This is a genomic window from Mesorhizobium sp. M0174, from assembly GCF_040322275.1.
In the GTDB taxonomy this organism is placed as follows: domain Bacteria; phylum Pseudomonadota; class Alphaproteobacteria; order Rhizobiales; family Rhizobiaceae; genus Mesorhizobium.
This window is the reverse complement of record NZ_JAMYTB010000001.1, coordinates 437,514-452,895: the sequence shown is the minus strand read 5'-3', so window position 1 is coordinate 452,895 and position 15,382 is coordinate 437,514. Positions and strand designations below refer to the sequence as shown.

At 64.0% G+C, this 15,382-nt stretch carries 14 protein-coding genes and 1 pseudogene; 8 read left to right on the top strand and 7 right to left on the bottom strand.

The window, feature by feature from the left end:
* Window positions 1-15 precede the first annotated feature (15 nt).
* The 3 genes from NKJ13_RS02165 to NKJ13_RS02155 are packed head-to-tail and all read right to left on the bottom strand — an operon-like array spanning window position 16 to window position 4,350.
* Window positions 16-1,899 carry an ABC transporter ATP-binding protein gene (locus NKJ13_RS02165; protein WP_352737727.1) on the bottom strand — a complete coding sequence of 628 codons (1,884 nt, stop codon included), beginning with the start codon at window positions 1,897-1,899 and terminating at the stop codon, window positions 16-18.
* Window positions 1,896-3,785, bottom strand: a complete 1,890-nt coding sequence (locus tag NKJ13_RS02160) for an ABC transporter ATP-binding protein (RefSeq protein WP_254819175.1) — start codon at window positions 3,783-3,785, stop codon at window positions 1,896-1,898. The genes NKJ13_RS02165 and NKJ13_RS02160 overlap by 4 nt, the downstream gene beginning before the upstream one ends.
* Window positions 3,786-3,807: 22 nt before the next feature.
* Entirely contained in the window at window positions 3,808-4,350 is a 543-nt protein-coding gene (locus NKJ13_RS02155) for a hypothetical protein (protein WP_352737726.1), read from the bottom strand.
* A 284-nt stretch (window positions 4,351-4,634) separates the two neighbouring features.
* Here NKJ13_RS02155 and NKJ13_RS02150 point away from each other — a divergent pair.
* Together NKJ13_RS02150 and soxR are read left to right on the top strand one after the other, a co-directional pair.
* Window positions 4,635-5,092: pseudogene (locus tag NKJ13_RS02150) on the top strand (tRNA (cytidine(34)-2'-O)-methyltransferase).
* Between the two features lie 170 nt (window positions 5,093-5,262).
* The gene (gene soxR / locus NKJ13_RS02145) at window positions 5,263-5,709 is read left to right on the top strand and encodes a redox-sensitive transcriptional activator SoxR (protein ID WP_352704087.1); all 447 of its coding nucleotides are present in this window, start codon (window positions 5,263-5,265) and stop codon (window positions 5,707-5,709) included.
* On the opposite strand, the gene NKJ13_RS02140 is transcribed toward soxR, so the two are convergent.
* Window positions 5,706-5,963 (bottom strand): hypothetical protein, encoded by a 258-nt coding sequence (locus tag NKJ13_RS02140; protein WP_023679487.1) that lies wholly within the window; start codon window positions 5,961-5,963, stop codon window positions 5,706-5,708. The genes soxR and NKJ13_RS02140 overlap by 4 nt on opposite strands.
* Before the next feature lie 104 nt (window positions 5,964-6,067).
* Between NKJ13_RS02140 and hemF the strand changes: the two genes are divergently transcribed.
* The 3 genes from hemF to NKJ13_RS02125 all read left to right on the top strand — a co-directional run bounded on the left by hemF (window position 6,068) and on the right by NKJ13_RS02125 (window position 7,953).
* Window positions 6,068-6,982: an oxygen-dependent coproporphyrinogen oxidase gene (gene hemF, locus NKJ13_RS02135; protein ID WP_352737725.1), complete on the top strand. Its 915-nt coding sequence runs from the start codon at window positions 6,068-6,070 to the stop codon at window positions 6,980-6,982.
* Between the two features lie 257 nt (window positions 6,983-7,239).
* Window positions 7,240-7,500 carry a DUF1344 domain-containing protein gene (locus tag NKJ13_RS02130; RefSeq protein ID WP_352737724.1) on the top strand — a complete coding sequence of 87 codons (261 nt, stop codon included), beginning with the start codon at window positions 7,240-7,242 and terminating at the stop codon, window positions 7,498-7,500.
* A gap of 267 nt (window positions 7,501-7,767) precedes the next feature.
* Window positions 7,768-7,953: a DUF1059 domain-containing protein gene (locus NKJ13_RS02125; protein WP_023679490.1), complete on the top strand. Its 186-nt coding sequence runs from the start codon at window positions 7,768-7,770 to the stop codon at window positions 7,951-7,953.
* 3 nt (window positions 7,954-7,956) lie between these two features.
* On the opposite strand, the gene NKJ13_RS02120 is transcribed toward NKJ13_RS02125, so the two are convergent.
* Genes NKJ13_RS02120 through NKJ13_RS02110 form a run of 3 tightly spaced genes read right to left on the bottom strand, consistent with a single transcriptional unit; the run spans window position 7,957 to window position 10,497 of the window.
* Window positions 7,957-9,225, bottom strand: coding sequence for a CCA tRNA nucleotidyltransferase (locus NKJ13_RS02120; protein ID WP_352737723.1), 1,269 nt, complete (start codon window positions 9,223-9,225; stop codon window positions 7,957-7,959).
* Window positions 9,222-9,854 carry a CoA pyrophosphatase gene (locus NKJ13_RS02115; RefSeq protein ID WP_352687909.1) on the bottom strand — a complete coding sequence of 211 codons (633 nt, stop codon included), beginning with the start codon at window positions 9,852-9,854 and terminating at the stop codon, window positions 9,222-9,224. The genes NKJ13_RS02120 and NKJ13_RS02115 overlap by 4 nt, the downstream gene beginning before the upstream one ends.
* A 13-nt stretch (window positions 9,855-9,867) precedes the next feature.
* Window positions 9,868-10,497 (bottom strand): DUF1285 domain-containing protein, encoded by a 630-nt coding sequence (locus NKJ13_RS02110; protein ID WP_352737760.1) that lies wholly within the window; start codon window positions 10,495-10,497, stop codon window positions 9,868-9,870.
* A 146-nt stretch (window positions 10,498-10,643) separates the two neighbouring features.
* Here NKJ13_RS02110 and NKJ13_RS02105 point away from each other — a divergent pair, with 146 nt between their 5' ends.
* From NKJ13_RS02105 to NKJ13_RS02095, 3 genes are read left to right on the top strand one after another with little or no spacing between them, the layout of a single operon-like run.
* Window positions 10,644-11,648, top strand: coding sequence for an AAA family ATPase (locus NKJ13_RS02105; protein WP_254819166.1), 1,005 nt, complete (start codon window positions 10,644-10,646; stop codon window positions 11,646-11,648).
* Window positions 11,648-12,562 (top strand): DUF58 domain-containing protein, encoded by a 915-nt coding sequence (locus NKJ13_RS02100; RefSeq protein ID WP_352737722.1) that lies wholly within the window; start codon window positions 11,648-11,650, stop codon window positions 12,560-12,562. Before NKJ13_RS02105 ends, NKJ13_RS02100 begins: the two co-directional genes overlap by 1 nt.
* On the top strand, window positions 12,559-15,381 hold the full coding sequence (locus tag NKJ13_RS02095) for a DUF4159 domain-containing protein (RefSeq protein ID WP_352777012.1): 2,823 nt from the start codon (window positions 12,559-12,561) through the stop codon (window positions 15,379-15,381). The genes NKJ13_RS02100 and NKJ13_RS02095 overlap by 4 nt, the downstream gene beginning before the upstream one ends.
* Window position 15,382: the final 1 nt, after the last annotated feature.

Here is a 15,382-nt window from a genome sequence, read left to right as displayed (position 1 = left end):
TCCGGTTTTTCGAAACTACTCCGCCGGCCGGGTCTCGGCCAGCGCGCTCTCCTCGTTGAATAGGAAGCCGCCGGACTGCCGCTTCCACAGCCTGGCATAGAGCCCGTCGAGCCCGACCAGCTCGTCATGCGTGCCTTGCTCGACGATGCGGCCCTCGTCGAGCACCACCAGCCGGTCGAGTGCCGCAATGGTCGACAGCCGATGCGCGATGGCGATGACCGTCTTGCCTTCCATCAGCCTTGCCAGATTTTCCTGGATCGCCGCCTCGATGTCGGAATCGAGCGCCGAGGTCGCTTCGTCGAGCACCAGGATCGGTGCATCCTTGAGGAAGACGCGGGCGATCGCCACGCGCTGGCGCTGGCCGCCGGAGAGCTTGACGCCGCGCTCGCCGACATAGGCCTCGTAGCCGATACGATCGCGATTGTCGCGCAGACCGAGGATGAACTCGTGCGCCTCGGCCTTCTTCGCTGCCGCGACCACCTCGGCGTCGGTCGCTTCCGGCATGCCGAGCTTGATGTTGTCGCGCAGCGAGCGGTGGAAAAGTGCCGTATCCTGGCTGACGACGCCGATATTGGCGCGCAGCGAATTCTGCGTGACCCTGGAGACGTCCTGCCCGTCAATGGTGATCTTGCCGCTCTCGAGGTCGTAGAGGCGAAGGATCAGATTGACCAAGGTCGTCTTGCCGGCGCCGGACGGGCCGACCAGGCCGACCTTTTCGCCCGGCCGCACGACGACGTCGATGCCGTTGAGCACGCCGGACCCCTTGCCGTAGTGGAACTCGACATTGCTGACGTCGATGCGCCCGCCGCCGACGACAAGCTCTTTCGCGTCCGGCGCATCGGTCAGGCCGAGCGGCTGCGAGATCAGCGCCTTGGAATTTTCCAGCACGCCGAGATTCCGCAAGATGCCGTTGAGCTGCATCATCAGCCGGCCGAGCAGCATGTTCAGCCGCAGCACCAAAGACAGCGTGAAAGCCACGGCGCCGACTGTGATCGAACCCTCGACCCAGAGGTAAACGGCAAAGCAGGCGATCGCCGTTATCATGATGCCCGACAGCATCGTCAGCGCCATGCGCACGCCTGTCAGCCGGCGGGTGAACGGGCGCAGCGCGTCGAGATAGATGTCGAAGCCGTTCCTGATGTAGTGGTCGTCGCCATCGGCCGAGAACAGTTTCAGCGTCTGCACGTTCGAATAGGAATCGACAAGGCGGCCGGTGATCATCGAGCCGGCTTCGGCGGTCGCTTCGGCATGTTTGCGGATTGCCGGCAAATAGCGCCTGGCCAGCAAGCCGAAGGCGGTAATCCAGATCACCACCAGCACCGCCAGCCGGAGATCGAGCCCGGCGACCAGCGCCAGCGTCGTCACCGTATAGACGACCATGAACCAGACGACCTCGATGAAGCTTTCCATCAGATCGCCGGTCGCCTGTCCCGCCTGCCAGACCTTGGTCGCGATACGCCCGGCAAAGTCGTTCTGAAAGAAGGCGTAGGATTGGCGCGAGACATGGCGATGCGCCTGCCAGCGCACCAGATTATAGAAACCCGGCGTGATCGTCTGCTCGTCGACCAGGGCCGACAGGCCGACGACAATGGTGCGGATGACCAGCACCACCGCGATCATGAAGACAAGCTCCGGGCCGGCGGCAGTCCACAGCGCGTGCCAGCTGCGTTCGCCGGGAAGCTGGTCGAGGATGTCGACCAGCCGCCCGACGAAATAGAACAGTCCGGCTTCGACCAGCGGCGCGATGCCGCCGATCACCAGCATGGCGAAGAAGGCGATCTTCGCCTGCCCGACATAATGCCAGAGGAAACCCCTGACGCCAGCAGGTGGCCGAAGGTCCGCTGGCTCCCGGAATGGATAGACCCAGTTCTCGAACCAGCGGTAGATGGCAGTCATCATTCGGCGGCTTCACCCTTGGCGATTGCATCGTTGGCGGCTGCATCGTTGGAAGAAGGGCCGTCGTCGAGCAGGAATCCGCCCGACTGACGTTGCCAGAGCTGGGCGTAGAGCCCGCCTTTGGCAACGAGTTCCTCATGCGAACCTTCCTCGATGACTCGGCCCTTGTCCATGACCACGAGCCGGTCCATGGCCGCGATCGTCGACAGCCGGTGCGCAATGGCGATGACGGTCTTGCCTTGCATCAGTCTGTAGAGATTCTCCTGGATGGCCGCCTCGGCCTCGGAATCGAGGGCAGAGGTCGCCTCGTCGAGAATGAGGATCGGCGCGTCCTTCAGCATGACACGGGCTATGGCGATGCGTTGCCGCTGGCCGCCGGACAATTTGACGCCGCGATCGCCGACATGCGCGTCGAAACCCTTACGGCCGTTCGAGTCCGACAAGCCGGCAATGAAATCCAGCGCCTCGGCGCGCCGCGCCGCCTCGATCAGCATCTCGTTGCTGGCGTCCGGCCTGCCATAGAGGATGTTCTCGCGTACCGAGCGATGCAGCAGCGAGGTGTCCTGCGTGACCATGCCAATCTGGGCGCGCAGCGAGTCCTGCGTCACTGCCGCAATGTCCTGGCCGTCGATCAGGACCTTGCCGCTTTCGAGGTCGTAGAAGCGCAACAGAAGATTGACCAGCGTCGACTTGCCGGCACCCGAACGACCGACAATGCCGACCTTCTCGCCCGGCTTCACCGTCAGCGACAGGCTTTCGATCACACCCTTCTGCTTGCCGTAGTGGAAGCGGATGTCCTCAAAACGGATCTCGCCCTTGGTCACGGCAATATCCTTGGCGCCAGGCCGGTCTTCGACGAGGCGCGGCAGCGAGATCGAGGCGATGCCGTCCTGCACCGTGCCGATATTCTCGAACAGCGTGGACATCTCCCACATGATCCATTGCGACATGCCCCAGAGCCGCAGCACGAGGCCGATGACCAGGGCGACAGCGCCGATCGTCACGGCTTGGCCGAGCCACAGCCATAGCGAGATCGAGGCGACCGAAAACAACAGCAGCGAATTCAGGACATAGAGCAGGCCGTAGAGCTGCGTCACCAACCGCATCGATCGGTAAACGGTGTCGAGAAAGCCGGCCATACCGTCCTTGGCGAAGGATGCCTCGCGCCGCGCATGCGAAAACAGCTTGACCGTCTGGATATTGGAGTAGCTGTCGACGACACGGCCAGTCATGGTCGAGCGCGCATTGGCCTGCTCCTCGCCGACCTTGCCCAGTCGCGGGATGAAATAGCGCAACAGCAGGACATAGCCGGCAAGCCAGACGGCAAGCGGCGCAGCCAGCCGCCAGTCTGCCGAGCCGACAATGAACAGCATGCCGAGAAAATAGACGACGATATAATTGAGCACATCGATGAGCTTGATGACGCACTCGCGCACGGCGAGCGCTGTCTGCATCAGCTTGGTCGCGATGCGCCCGGCAAACTCGTCCTGATAGAAGCTCATCGACTGCTTGAGCAGATACCGATGCACCTGCCAGCGGATACGCATCGGATAATTACCCATCAGCGTCTGCTGGTTGAGCAGCGAATGGAACCAGACCGTTGCCGGCAGCGCGAAAACCACGATGAAGGCCATGCCGGCCAGCTTCAAGCCTTCGGTCTGCAGGAACGTCTCGCGATTCTGTCCGGACAGCCAGTCGACGATCCGGCCCATGAAGCCGAACATCCACACCTCGGCAAGAGCGATGGCCGTCACCAGTACCGCATCGAGAGCGATGTAGGGCCATGCGCCGCGCGTGTAATGCACGCAGAAGGCGATCAGTGTCCGCGGCGGCTCGACCGGCTCCTTGGCAGGGAACGGATCGAGCCTTTTTTCAAACCAGCTAAACATAGTGATGCTCACAATTTCCCGCTCACGCGGCACGCGAACGGACGAGGTCCCCAGACCGCATGGCGTCAAGGACCGGCGATACGGTATCGTCCGCCTCGCCGGCCCTGCTTCGCGCTATATAGGTTGTCGCGGGCCTTTCGCCGACAGTCTCGCTTGACGATGCTGACGACGTTTTGACAATCCGGATTTTCGCGCCGGTTTTTGCACCAGGCCGGATCAGCCTGATGATCCGGCGCACCAGCGACGGCCGGCTATAGTCCGGAACGGCGCGCGAGAAATCGACGTCCGGCAGCATGCCGCGATGCGGACGCCGGCGGGTCTCGGCGTGAACCGCCGACGAGTGGGTCTCGCCGATCAAAAGTGCCCAGGTCGCAGTCTTGCGCTCGTGCAGGCTTCTTGAGCCGGGTATTCTACAGGGATCGAACATCGGTCCGTCCTCCACTTGAAGATGCAGATAGAAGGGTGAGCCAACCCAGGCCGCGGGCATGCGCGGTGCGGCAAAGGTGACATCGCTCGAATTGTGTTCAGGCGGGGCGTTCAGCCCCTTGCACAGCTTGAAAAACATCGCAGGATTCCTTCAAAGGCCGAAAAAGGTTTCGGCGGGAATCGGTGCGATTAGAAGTCTAGAAGGTCAGGAGAATCGTCGTACCGAAACCGCCGTCGGGCTGGTAAGCCCACGAGAGAGGTGGTGGATGTGCATGGCCATCATGAATTACCCCTCCATCGGTTCGGGTTGACAATGCTGGCCGTATAACCGACTTCGCAGAAAATGACCACCCGCCAGTCCAGGAATTTCCAAAACCGCGAGAGCTCTGTGGCTGATCTGCCACTTATTAGAAAGACGCGGAAATGAACGACCGTCTCCGCATCGCGCTCTACCAGCCTGATATCGCCGGCAACACCGGGACAATCCTGCGCTTCGCCGCTTGCCTCGGTCTCGGCGTCGACATCATCGAACCGGCGGGCTTCCCGCTCGGTGACCGGGCGCTGAAACGGGCCGGCATGGACTACCTCGAAATGGCGGCGCTCACCCGGCATGTCGACTGGCACGCCTTCGAGGACTGGCGCAAGCTTGCCAAGCGGCGGCTCGTGCTGCTGTCGACCAAAGCAGCTGCCGCCTACACGGATTTCGCCTTTACCGGCGACGACATTCTCCTGTTCGGCCGCGAATCCGCAGGCGTGCCGGATGCCGTCCACGAGGCGGTGGATGCGTGCCTGACCATCCCGATGCAGCCCGGGCGCGCAGCATCAACGTCGCGCTTTCCGTTGCGATGGTGGTGGGCGAGGCGATCCGGCAGCTTCGCTAGGACGTGAACGCGATCGCCGGCCGCAGCGACCAAGGCATCGTCCTCACGCAACACTGCGTCCTCTCCGGTCATTCTAATCCAGACGCCCATCGCCATCCCCTGCCGTTTGCATCTTCGAGGCTTCTTCGCTACAAGCTCAACTTAACTTGAGGTCAAGCGGAAAATCGGAGATGGCTGCGGCAACGGAATTGACGGTCGGCCAAGTGGCGACGCGCAGTGGCGTGGCGGTGTCGGCGCTGCATTTCTACGAAGCGCGCGGGCTGATCCGCAGCCACCGCACATCAGGCAACCAACGGCGTTACGGCCGCGACGTGCTGCGACGTGTGACGATCATCAAGGTAGCGCAGGAGGTCGGCATTTCGCTGGCCGAGATCGGCACAGCCCTTCGATCGCTGCCCGAAGGACGAACGCCGACCCGCGAGGATTGGAACCTGCTTTCGACGGCTTGGCGCGACGAGCTCGACCAGAAGATTAGTCAGCTCAAGAAGCTGCGCGACGGGTTGACCGACTGTATCGGCTGCGGCTGCATGTCGATCGACAAATGCCCGCTGCGGAATAAGGGCGACCGGCTGAGCATCCGAGGGCCCGGCGCGAGGCGCTTGCTGATCGAGCGTTAATCCGCCGCCGGCAGCCGCCTGATCGTGAATTCGATGACGTCGCCCGGCCGCTCGAACCAGCTCTCGATCTCGGTCCAATAGGCCTGCTTGGGAAAGCGCTCGAACCATTCCTTCGCCTTGAGACGAGCGTCGGAACGCGGCAGCACGAAGGTCTCGCGCAGGAAACCGTCGCGCGGCATGCGCGCGTTCTCGGCGCGTGAACGGTCGAGCCTCTTCTTCAGGCCATCCAGCGGCGGTCTTGCCGGGGTGCGCACGAAAGACCTCCATTCACACTTGACCCTTGCACCTAAGAGATTAGGGATCGCGGCCGGAAAAGACGAGTCATTTGTCGGGGTACGCCCGCAACCGGAGACAGGATTTGCAACGACCCGAAATACCGGCGGGGCTGCCAGCCGACATCGAACAGAAGAAGACGAAGGCACGGCTGTGGTTCGAGACGTTGCGTGAGCGCATCTGCGCCAGCTTCGAGCAGATCGAGCAGGACCTGCGGGGGCCGCAGGCCAGCTGGTCGCCCGGCCGCTTCGAAAAGACGCCGTGGCAACGCGATGCCGGCAAGGGCGGCGGCGGCATCATGTCGATGATGCACGGCCGCGTCTTCGAGAAGGTTGGCGTCCACACCTCCACCGTCCATGGCGAGTTCTCGCCCGAATTCAGGAAGCAGATGCCGGGCGCCGAAGAGGACCCGTCCTTCTGGGCAAGCGGCATTTCGCTCATCGCCCATCCGTGGAACCCCAACGTGCCGGCCGTGCATATGAACACGCGCATGGTCGTCACCTCACGCCAGTGGTTCGGCGGCGGCGCCGACCTGACACCGGTGCTCGACCGCCGCCGCAGCCAGGACGACCCCGACACGATCGCCTTCCACAGAGCGATGCAATTTGCCTGCGAGAAGAACGCGGCGATCGCCGACTACGTGAAATTCAAAGCCTGGTGCGACGAGTACTTCTACCTGCCGCACCGCGACGAGCCACGCGGTACCGGCGGTATCTTCTTCGACTGGCTGCATTCGGATGAGGACAAAGGCGGCTGGGACGCCGATTTCAACTTCGTCCAGGACGTCGGGCGATCTTTTCTCGTCGTCTACGGACATCTCGTGCGCGCCAACTTCAATGACAACTGGACCGATGGCGACCGTGACGAGCAGCTCATCCGCCGCGGCCGTTATGTCGAATTCAACTTGCTTCACGATCGCGGCACCATCTTCGGGCTGAAGACCGGCGGCAATGTCGCCTCGATCCTGTCCAGCCTGCCGCCAGAAGTGAAATGGCCGTAAAATCTCGGTGAGCACGAGGTGAGCCGCAATCGGGTCCAAATCCCCGAAATTTGACGGCGAATGTGGCGCAAGGCGTGCCAAAAAATATCTTTTTCGTCTAATATACCATTGTAAAGATTGGGCTATTTGTCGCGTGGGGCCGGGAAACGCCGGCGGTTCTTTACTCCCGAGAGCCGCGACCCGACGTGACCGGACGGCCCATGATTGAATGGGGCACCTTTCCCAAGCGGTGCCCGCATTTTCCAGGAGAGCATGCCATGCGCAAGCTTATTATGACTGCAGCCGCCGCTGCCGTTCTCGCCTCTGGTACTGCCGCATTCGCTGCGGGCAAGCACACCACCGGCACGATCAAAAGCTTTGATGGAACGGCGATGAGCCTGGTTCTGGATAACGGAGCCACCTTTACGTTGCCCCAGACCTTCAAGGATCCTGGCCTGAAGGTCGGCGAAAAGGTCCGCGTCACGTGGGATATGAACGGCAAGGATAAAATTGCCGAGGCAGTCAAGATCGTGAAGTGATGTCCTGCCCGCTGGAGCAAGACGAGGTCTTACTCCTGGGTAGCGTAAGAGGGCGGAGCAGCGATGCTCCGCCTTTTCGCAACCCGATCACCGCGTGTCGGCTTGGACGCACGGCACTCTAAGGCAACCAAAACCATTCGATCGTGTTATGCTAACCTGGCCAGCGTGTAGCCCGGATACCGGACGCGGTTTCCGGATCGCGCAATCAAAGGTCTGGAGCTTCCGTGTCAGTGCGCGGTGCTCCAAGGAGGAGATGAGGAGAAGCCGATGAAGGAATTCCATTGCGGGTCGCTCGTACCCGGCTGCGAGTGGCACACACGCGCCGAGGAGGAGGCTGAGGTCATGCGCCGTGCCGTCGAGCATCTGCGCGAGACGCATGGCGAGACGGTGATTCGCGAGACGATGATCGAGGCGATCCGCTCGCGCATCGAAAAGGTCCGCGACGCAGCGTGACGGTCAGGATTCGAGTGCCTCTGCGGCGCGCTTGAGCAGCGCGCCGCGATCGAGAGCAAAACCGGACTCGACCCATTCCTTTTCGAGGTTCTTCAACGTTGCACCAAGCTTTGGCCCCGGTGACGCGCCAAGTGTCGTCAGATCGGCGCCCTTGAGCGGAAAAACAGGGTTTTGCCATTTTTCGGCGAAGGCAAGCAGGCGCGAGAAGCCGCCGGCTTCGAGCAGTGCGTCACTGTCTTCGACTGCGCGGGCTCGAGCGGAAGCAAGCAACAGCCGCAACCGATCGACAAAGCCTTGGCGGTCGCCAAAATAAAGCCCTTTCGCCAACTCTCCTTCGGTCGTTTTCGGATCGACGGCAGCCGTGATCGCCCAATTCCGCAGACGGCTTGCCTCGCTCACGGAAAGCCTCAATCTCTCGGCAAGCGTCTTCATGCGCGCGGCATCCGGCGGCACGACGGCTTCCAGCCTGAGCAGCGGGTCCGGCGCCCAGGCCAGGTCCTTCTCCGTCTTGGTCAGCCCGTGAATGGCATCGATGCCCCATTTCTCGCTTTCCGGCAAAACGGCGGTCAGAACGCCGGCTTGGCGCATCCACAGCAGCGCCCGCGAGGGATCCGGCGCCGACAGCAATTTCTTCAATTCCCACCAGACGCGCTCGACCGAGAGCTGGTCGAGGCCCTGCTTCAGCCGGGCGCAAGCCTTTAACCCTTCGGCATCCGGCCTGCCGTCGCCATACCAGGCGAAGAAACGGAAGAAACGCAGGATGCGCAGATAATCCTCGCGGATACGCGCTTCCGGATCGCCGATGAAGCGCAGCCGCCGCGCCTCGATATCGGCGATACCGCCGACCAGATCGACGACCGTTCCATCGGCTTCCGCATAGAGTGCATTGATGGTGAAATCGCGCCGCTCAGCGTCGGCTTTCCAGTCGCGGCCGAACGACACTTTGGCGCGCCGGCCGTCGGTTTCGATATCGGCACGCAGCGTGGTGACCTCGTAGGCCTTGCCCTGGGCGACCGCGGTGACCGTCCCATGCTCGATGCCGGTCGGCACCGTCTTGAAGCCCGCCGCCTCGGCACGCCGGATGGTTTCCTCGGGGACCGTTGTGGTGGCGATATCGATGTCGGCGACCGGCTGGCCGATGAGCGCGTTGCGCACCGCACCGCCGGCGACACGCGCCTCCTCGCCGCCGTCGGTGAGCGCGGCGAGCAGGCGCTGCAAGTGGCTTTCGCCGAGCCAGCCGGCCTTGCCAGCAATCGACACAGGATTGCTCACGAATAGAGCCTTTCATAGAGCGTTCGGATGATGCCCGCAGTGACGCCCCAGATGCGCTGGCCGCCATAGGGCATCTCGTAAAAGAACCATTCGAGGTCGTTCCACATGCGACTGTCTCTGGTGTGGTTGGCGGGGTCCATCAGAAAACCCAGCGGCACCTCGAAGACAGCATCGACTTCGTCGGAATTCAGCGTCAGGCTGAAACCGGGCCGCACAATCCCGAGCACCGGGGCGATGCGATAGCCGCTGCCGGAAACGTAGTCCGGCAGACGGCCGATGATCTCGATGTAATCCCTATCGAGACCTATCTCCTCGAATGTCTCGCGCAACGCCGCCGCTTCCGGGCTCGCATCGGTTGGATCGACGGTGCCACCGGGGAAAGCAACCTGCCCCGAATGGTTGCGCAGCTTCTCCGCCCGCCTGGTCAAAAGGACCGTGGCTTCATGGCCATGGTCGACCACCGGGATCAGAACGGCGGCATCGCGCAGCGCCTTGGCCAGCTTCAGCCTGGGATGGCCCGGATTGAAGCGGTGGTCGCCAAAATCGTCGCCGGCATGCGCCAGCGGCTGCGCCGCGACGCGCTGGCGAAACTCGGCAGCGGAAAACGCCAACTGCGTCACCTGATCCATCATAGGCGGTCCATCATGCGCTCAGCCGTTTCAGTTTCTCAGCCGGCATGATTGGATAGACCTCGCCTTTGGAACGGACGGCAAACATCGTCTTGCCACTGATGTCGATCTCTTCGCCGTGCTCGACCAGCTCGTACATCACCGGCCGTGCCACCAGCGCCTCCAGCCGCCCGCGCACCAGCACATAGGGCTTCAGGCCACCTGTCTCGTCCTCATCGACGAAGCGCAGCGGGTGTCCCACCCCAGCCTCGACCACGTCGCCGACATTGGTGCGAAAGGTGATGATTTGTCCGTCGCCCGCGCCAGACACGTCCATCTCGACGGCAATGAAGGGCGCATCGGCGACGCGGATGCCAACCTTTTCCACCGGCGTCACCAGGTAGGTCCTGCCGTCCTCGTCCTTACGCAGCACCGAGGAAAAAAGCTGCACCAGCGGCATCCGGCAGATCGGCGTTCCCAGATAGAACCAGGTGCCGTCCTGCTTGATTTCCATGTCGAGATCGCCGCAAAACGCCGGATTCCAGCGTTCCACCGGCGCCGGCCCCTTGCCGGCGCGCGTCGCGCGCGAGACCAGCGCTTGCAGCCCGCGCGCCTCGGTCGCGGCCGTCAGGCTCTCTTCACGATTGTCTGCGGCTTCCGTCATGGTCACGAAATAGTCACTGTTGTTCCGCTTGTCAGCCTAAGTCTGTGATTTAAATTCAAAGACAGGCGCCCTGCGAGGCCGAATCGCGGCATTCTGCGGCACCCACTGTGCCAAGCGGTATTTCCAACCAGAAGGATCGATGCTGCATGAGCGTGATGATCAAGGAAAGCCCGATCAGCGAAAAGGACATGGTGGCGCAGGCCGAGAAAGCGCTGGCCGACATTTCGAGGGTTCGCAACGGCGTCGGCCGGGTCATCTTCGGCCAGGAAAGCGTCGTCGAGCGCACGCTCGTCGCATTGCTGGCCGGCGGCCATGCACTGCTGGTCGGCGTGCCCGGCCTAGCCAAGACCAAGCTGGTCGAAACGCTGGGCATCGTGCTCGGCCTCGATTCACGCCGTATCCAGTTCACGCCCGACCTGATGCCGTCCGACATTCTCGGCTCAGAGGTGATGGAGCAGGATGAATTCGGCAAGCGTTCGTTCCGCTTCATTTCCGGGCCGATCTTCGCGCAACTGCTGATGGCCGACGAGATCAACCGCGCCTCACCGCGTACCCAGTCGGCGCTGCTGCAGTCGATGCAGGAATACCACGTCACCATTGCCGGCGTGCGCCACGACTTGCCGTCACCGTTCCATGTTCTGGCGACACAGAACCCGCTGGAGCAGGAAGGCACCTATCCGCTGCCCGAGGCACAGCTCGACCGCTTCCTGATGCAGGTCGACATCCTCTACCCCGAGATCGAGGCGGAGCGCCGCATCCTGCTGGAAACCACCGGTATCGAGGATGCCAAGGCTGAAAACGTGCTGCAGCCGGCGCGGCTGAAGGACATCCAGACGCTCATCCGCCGCATGCCGGTGCCGGAAAGCGTCGTCGAGGCGATCCTCAAGCTGGTGCGCTCTGCGCGTCCCGGCCAGGGCAACGCCGATACCGACAAGCACGTCGCCTGGGGCCCAGGCCCGCGCGCCAGTCAGGCGCTGACGCTGTGCACCCGCGCCCGCGCCCTCTATGACGGCCGGCTGGCGCCGTCGGTCGACGACGTCCGCGCACTGGCCGAGCCGGTGCTGCAGCACCGCATGGCGCTGACCTTCGCCGCCCGCGCCGAGGGCACCACGGTTCGCGACGTCGTGGCGAAGCTCGCGAAAGGGATTTGATGGCGCGCATCGGTGAAGCGCAGGCACCGGCAGCGACGCGCGATGCGCTCGCCAGAGGCCGGTTGCGGGCTTCGTTGGTGCCGGACCTGCTGGTCGAGGCGCGCCGCATCGTCAACACGGTAATTGCCGGCTGGCACGGCCGCCGCAAGCGTGGCATCGGCGAGAATTTCTGGCAGTTCCGGCCCTATGTCGAAGGCGATTCCTCGCGCATTGACTGGCGCCGTTCCGCCCGCGACGACCACACCTATGTCCGCGACCGTGAATGGGAGGCCGCCCACACGGTGTGGCTGTGGGCCGACCCCTCGCCTTCCATGCTCTACAAATCGACCGGAGCCGGCGTTTCCAAGGAATCGCGCGCCCTTGTGCTGGCGCTGGCCATGGCCGAGCTTTTGTCGCGCAGCGGCGAGCGCATTGCCTGGCCCGGCCTGACCGACCCGTTCACCGCCCGCAATGGCGCCGAGCGCATCGCGGCGCAACTGATGCACGCCGGCGACCTGCCGGCAAAGCCCGACCTGTCCGGCATTCGCCGCTTCTGCGACATCGTCCTCGTCAGCGATTTCCTCGACCCGGTCGAGGACACCATGGCCTGGCTGGACGTGCTCGCCCGCCACGGCGTACGCGCACACCTGATCGAGGTCGCCGATCCGGCCGAGGAAAGCTTCCCCTATGCCGGGCGCACCGAATTCACCGATCCTGAGACCGGCGACAAGCTGACCGCCGGCCGTGCCGAAATGCTGGGCGAGGACTATCGCCTGCTTTATGCCGCCCGCCGCCAGGAACTGGCCGCCTGGTGCAAACGGCTTGGCTGGAGCTTTACCGTGAATCATACCGATCGCCTTGCCTCCGAGGCGCTGGTGCGCATCCATATGGCGATGACCGCCGAGGGCAGCTTTGCCGGGAGGGCCCGCGCATGAGTTGGCTGCCGCTCTCCTTTGGGGCGCCGATGGTGCTGTGGGGCCTGCTGGCGCTGCCGGTGATCTGGTGGCTTCTGCGGCTCACCCCGCCCAGGCCGCAAACCGAGGTGTTTCCGCCGCTCAGGATTCTCGCCCGCGTGTTGAGGCGCGAAGAAACGCCGCGGCAGAGCCCTTGGTGGCTGACGCTGCTCAGGCTGCTGATGGCCGCGCTTGTCGTGGCGGCACTTGCCGAACCCGTCTTCAACCCGCGCGAAAAGCTGCCCGCCGAGGGCGCCGCCCTGGCGCTGGTGATCGACAATGACTGGGCAAGTGCCGCCGACTGGGGCAAGCGGGTCGCCACCGCCGAGCGGCTGATCGCCGATGCCAATTCGAATGGCGTGCCGGTGCTCATCGCTTTCACCGCCGAGAAGCCGAATGCCGAGATCGGTCCCTTCGATGCCGCTGCCGCGCTCGACCGGCTGCGCGCGGCAAAGCCGCGGCCGATCCCGACCGACCGCCCCGCCGTCTACGCCCGCGTCGCGTCAGCCCTGGAGTCGCTGCCGGGCGCCAGCGTCGCAGTGCTCGCCGATGGCTTGGCGGCGCAAGGCGACGAAACCGCCTTCAACACGTTGTTGTCAAAGAACGCGGCACGTATTGTCTGGGCCGTCTCCGACCGGCTGTCGCTGACCGGCCTGACCGGCGCCGACAACCAGGTCGACGGCTTCGCCCTGACCGCCATCCGCGCACCGGGCGACCCGGCACCTGCACAGGTGACGGCCGGCGCGTTCGACGACAAGGGCCGCCGCATTGCCGACGCGACGCTTACCTTTGCCCCGGGCGGAACCACCGCGACCGGCACGATGGCGGTGCCGTTCGAACTGCGCAACGACTTCGCCTACATCGCGCTCGATGGCGAGCGCCAGGCCGGTGCCGTCCGCGTGCTCGATGAGAGCTCAAAGCGCCGCCGCGTCGGGCTGCTGTCGCAGTCCGAGGCCGATCAGGCGCAACCGCTGCTGTCGCCGCTCTACTACATCCGCCGCGCCCTGCAGCCCTTCGCCGATCTCGTCGAGCCGTCGAGCGTCGATCTCGCCGACGCCATTCCGCAACTGCTCGACCAGAAACCGGCGATGATCGTCATGGCGGATATCGGCACCATTCCGGAACAGGCGCGGCAGAGGCTGGTCGACTGGGTCGACAAGGGCGGCACACTGGTGCGTTTTGCCGGTTCGCGGCTGGCCGCTGCCGGCAATGACGACGATCTGCTGCCGGTCCGGCTGCGCACCGGCGAGCGATCGCTTGGCGGCGCGCTGTCATGGACGGCGCCGCAGCCGGTCACCGAATTCCCGAAAACCGGTCCCTTCGCCGACCTCGCGCCGCCCACCGAGGTCACCGTTACTAGGCAGGTGCTGGCCGAGCCGACGCCCGACATTGTCGAGCGCACCTGGGCCACGCTTGCCGACGGCACGCCGCTGGTGACCGGGATGAAGAAGGACAAGGGCACCCTCGTACTGTTCCACGTCACCCCCGAGGCGACGTGGTCCAATCTGCCGATCTCCGGCAGCTTCGTCGAGATGCTGCGGCGCATCGTGCAATTGTCGCGCAACCAGGGCTCGGCGGTCGCCAATGCCGAGGCAGCCGCCACGTCGCTGGCACCCTATCGCATGATCGCCGCCGACGGCACGCTGGTGCCGCCGACGCCGGATGCCAGGCCTCTGGTGCCCGGCGCCGGCCCGCTGCCGGTGACGCTGGAAAACCCGCCCGGCCTCTACGGCTCCGAGACAGGAGTGTTCGCTCACAATCTGCTCGGTGGCGACAGCGCATTCACGCCGCTGGCCCGGCCTGAAATCACGGTGCCGGTCACCACCATCCAGTATGCCTTCGACGAGCAGCGCAACCTCAAAGGTCCGCTTGTCACGGCCGCCCTGGTGCTGATGGTGCTCGACACGCTTGCCGTATTCTGGATGGGCGGCCTGTTGTCGCGCCGGCCGCGCCGTGCCGGCGCTGCGGCGACGGCAGCCGTCCTGCTGATTGCGCTCTGCGCCTTGATTGGCCACGCGGACGTCGCGCGTGCCGACGACGCCAAACCGGGAGATACGGAGGCGATCGGGGACATTTCAAAGACCCGGATCGCCTACGTGCTGACCGGCGAGCCGGGTGTCGATTCGATCAGCCGCGCCGGGCTCGAAGGGCTGACCCGCTTTCTTATCGAAAAAACCGCGCTCGAACCCGGAGCACCCGCCGGCGTCGACATCTCGAAGGACGAACTGTCCTTCTACCCGCTGATCTACTGGCCGATCGATCCCTCGGCCCCGATGCCGAGCGAGGCCGCCATCGCCCGCATCGACGCCTATATGCAGCAGGGCGGAACGGTCTTGTTCGACACCCGTGACCAGTTCGCCAACGGCATTGGTGCGGATTCGACCAGCCCGGCTACGGAGCGGCTGCGCGACATCCTCGGCAACCTCAACGTGCCACCGCTGGAACCGGTGCCGTCGGACCACGTGCTGACCAAATCCTTCTACATTCTTCCGGAGTTTCCTGGCCGTTTTGCCGGCAGCCCGCTTTGGGTCGAGGCATCGCTCGAAGCCAGCAACACCGAGAACCGCCCGGTGCGCACCGGCGACGGCGTTTCGCCAATCATGATCACCGCCAATGATTTCGCCGGCGCCTGGGCGGTCGACGAGAATGGCGACCCGCTATTGCCGACGGTGCCTTCGGATCCGATGCAGCGCATCTATGCGCTGCGCGCCGGCGTCAACATCATGATGTACATGCTGACCGGCAACTACAAATCCGATCAGGTGCACGTCCCGGTGCTGCTCGAACGGCTGGGGCAGTAGA

Coding starts and splice junctions, on each gene's coding strand:
- NKJ13_RS02165 (WP_352737727.1), bottom strand. CDS start 1,899: ATGATGACTGCCATCTACCGCTGGTTCGAGAACTGGGTCTATCCATTC.
- NKJ13_RS02160 (WP_254819175.1), bottom strand. CDS start 3,785: ATGTTTAGCTGGTTTGAAAAAAGGCTCGATCCGTTCCCTGCCAAGGAG.
- NKJ13_RS02155 (WP_352737726.1), bottom strand. CDS start 4,350: ATGTTTTTCAAGCTGTGCAAGGGGCTGAACGCCCCGCCTGAACACAAT.
- soxR (WP_352704087.1), top strand. CDS start 5,263: ATGGCTGCGGCAACGGAATTGACGGTCGGCCAAGTGGCGACGCGCAGT.
- NKJ13_RS02130 (WP_352737724.1), top strand. CDS start 7,240: ATGCGCAAGCTTATTATGACTGCAGCCGCCGCTGCCGTTCTCGCCTCT.
- NKJ13_RS02125 (WP_023679490.1), top strand. CDS start 7,768: ATGAAGGAATTCCATTGCGGGTCGCTCGTACCCGGCTGCGAGTGGCAC.
- NKJ13_RS02115 (WP_352687909.1), bottom strand. CDS start 9,854: ATGGATCAGGTGACGCAGTTGGCGTTTTCCGCTGCCGAGTTTCGCCAG.
- NKJ13_RS02110 (WP_352737760.1), bottom strand. CDS start 10,497: ATGACGGAAGCCGCAGACAATCGTGAAGAGAGCCTGACGGCCGCGACC.
- NKJ13_RS02105 (WP_254819166.1), top strand. CDS start 10,644: ATGAGCGTGATGATCAAGGAAAGCCCGATCAGCGAAAAGGACATGGTG.
- NKJ13_RS02100 (WP_352737722.1), top strand. CDS start 11,648: ATGGCGCGCATCGGTGAAGCGCAGGCACCGGCAGCGACGCGCGATGCG.
- NKJ13_RS02095 (WP_352777012.1), top strand. CDS start 12,559: ATGAGTTGGCTGCCGCTCTCCTTTGGGGCGCCGATGGTGCTGTGGGGC.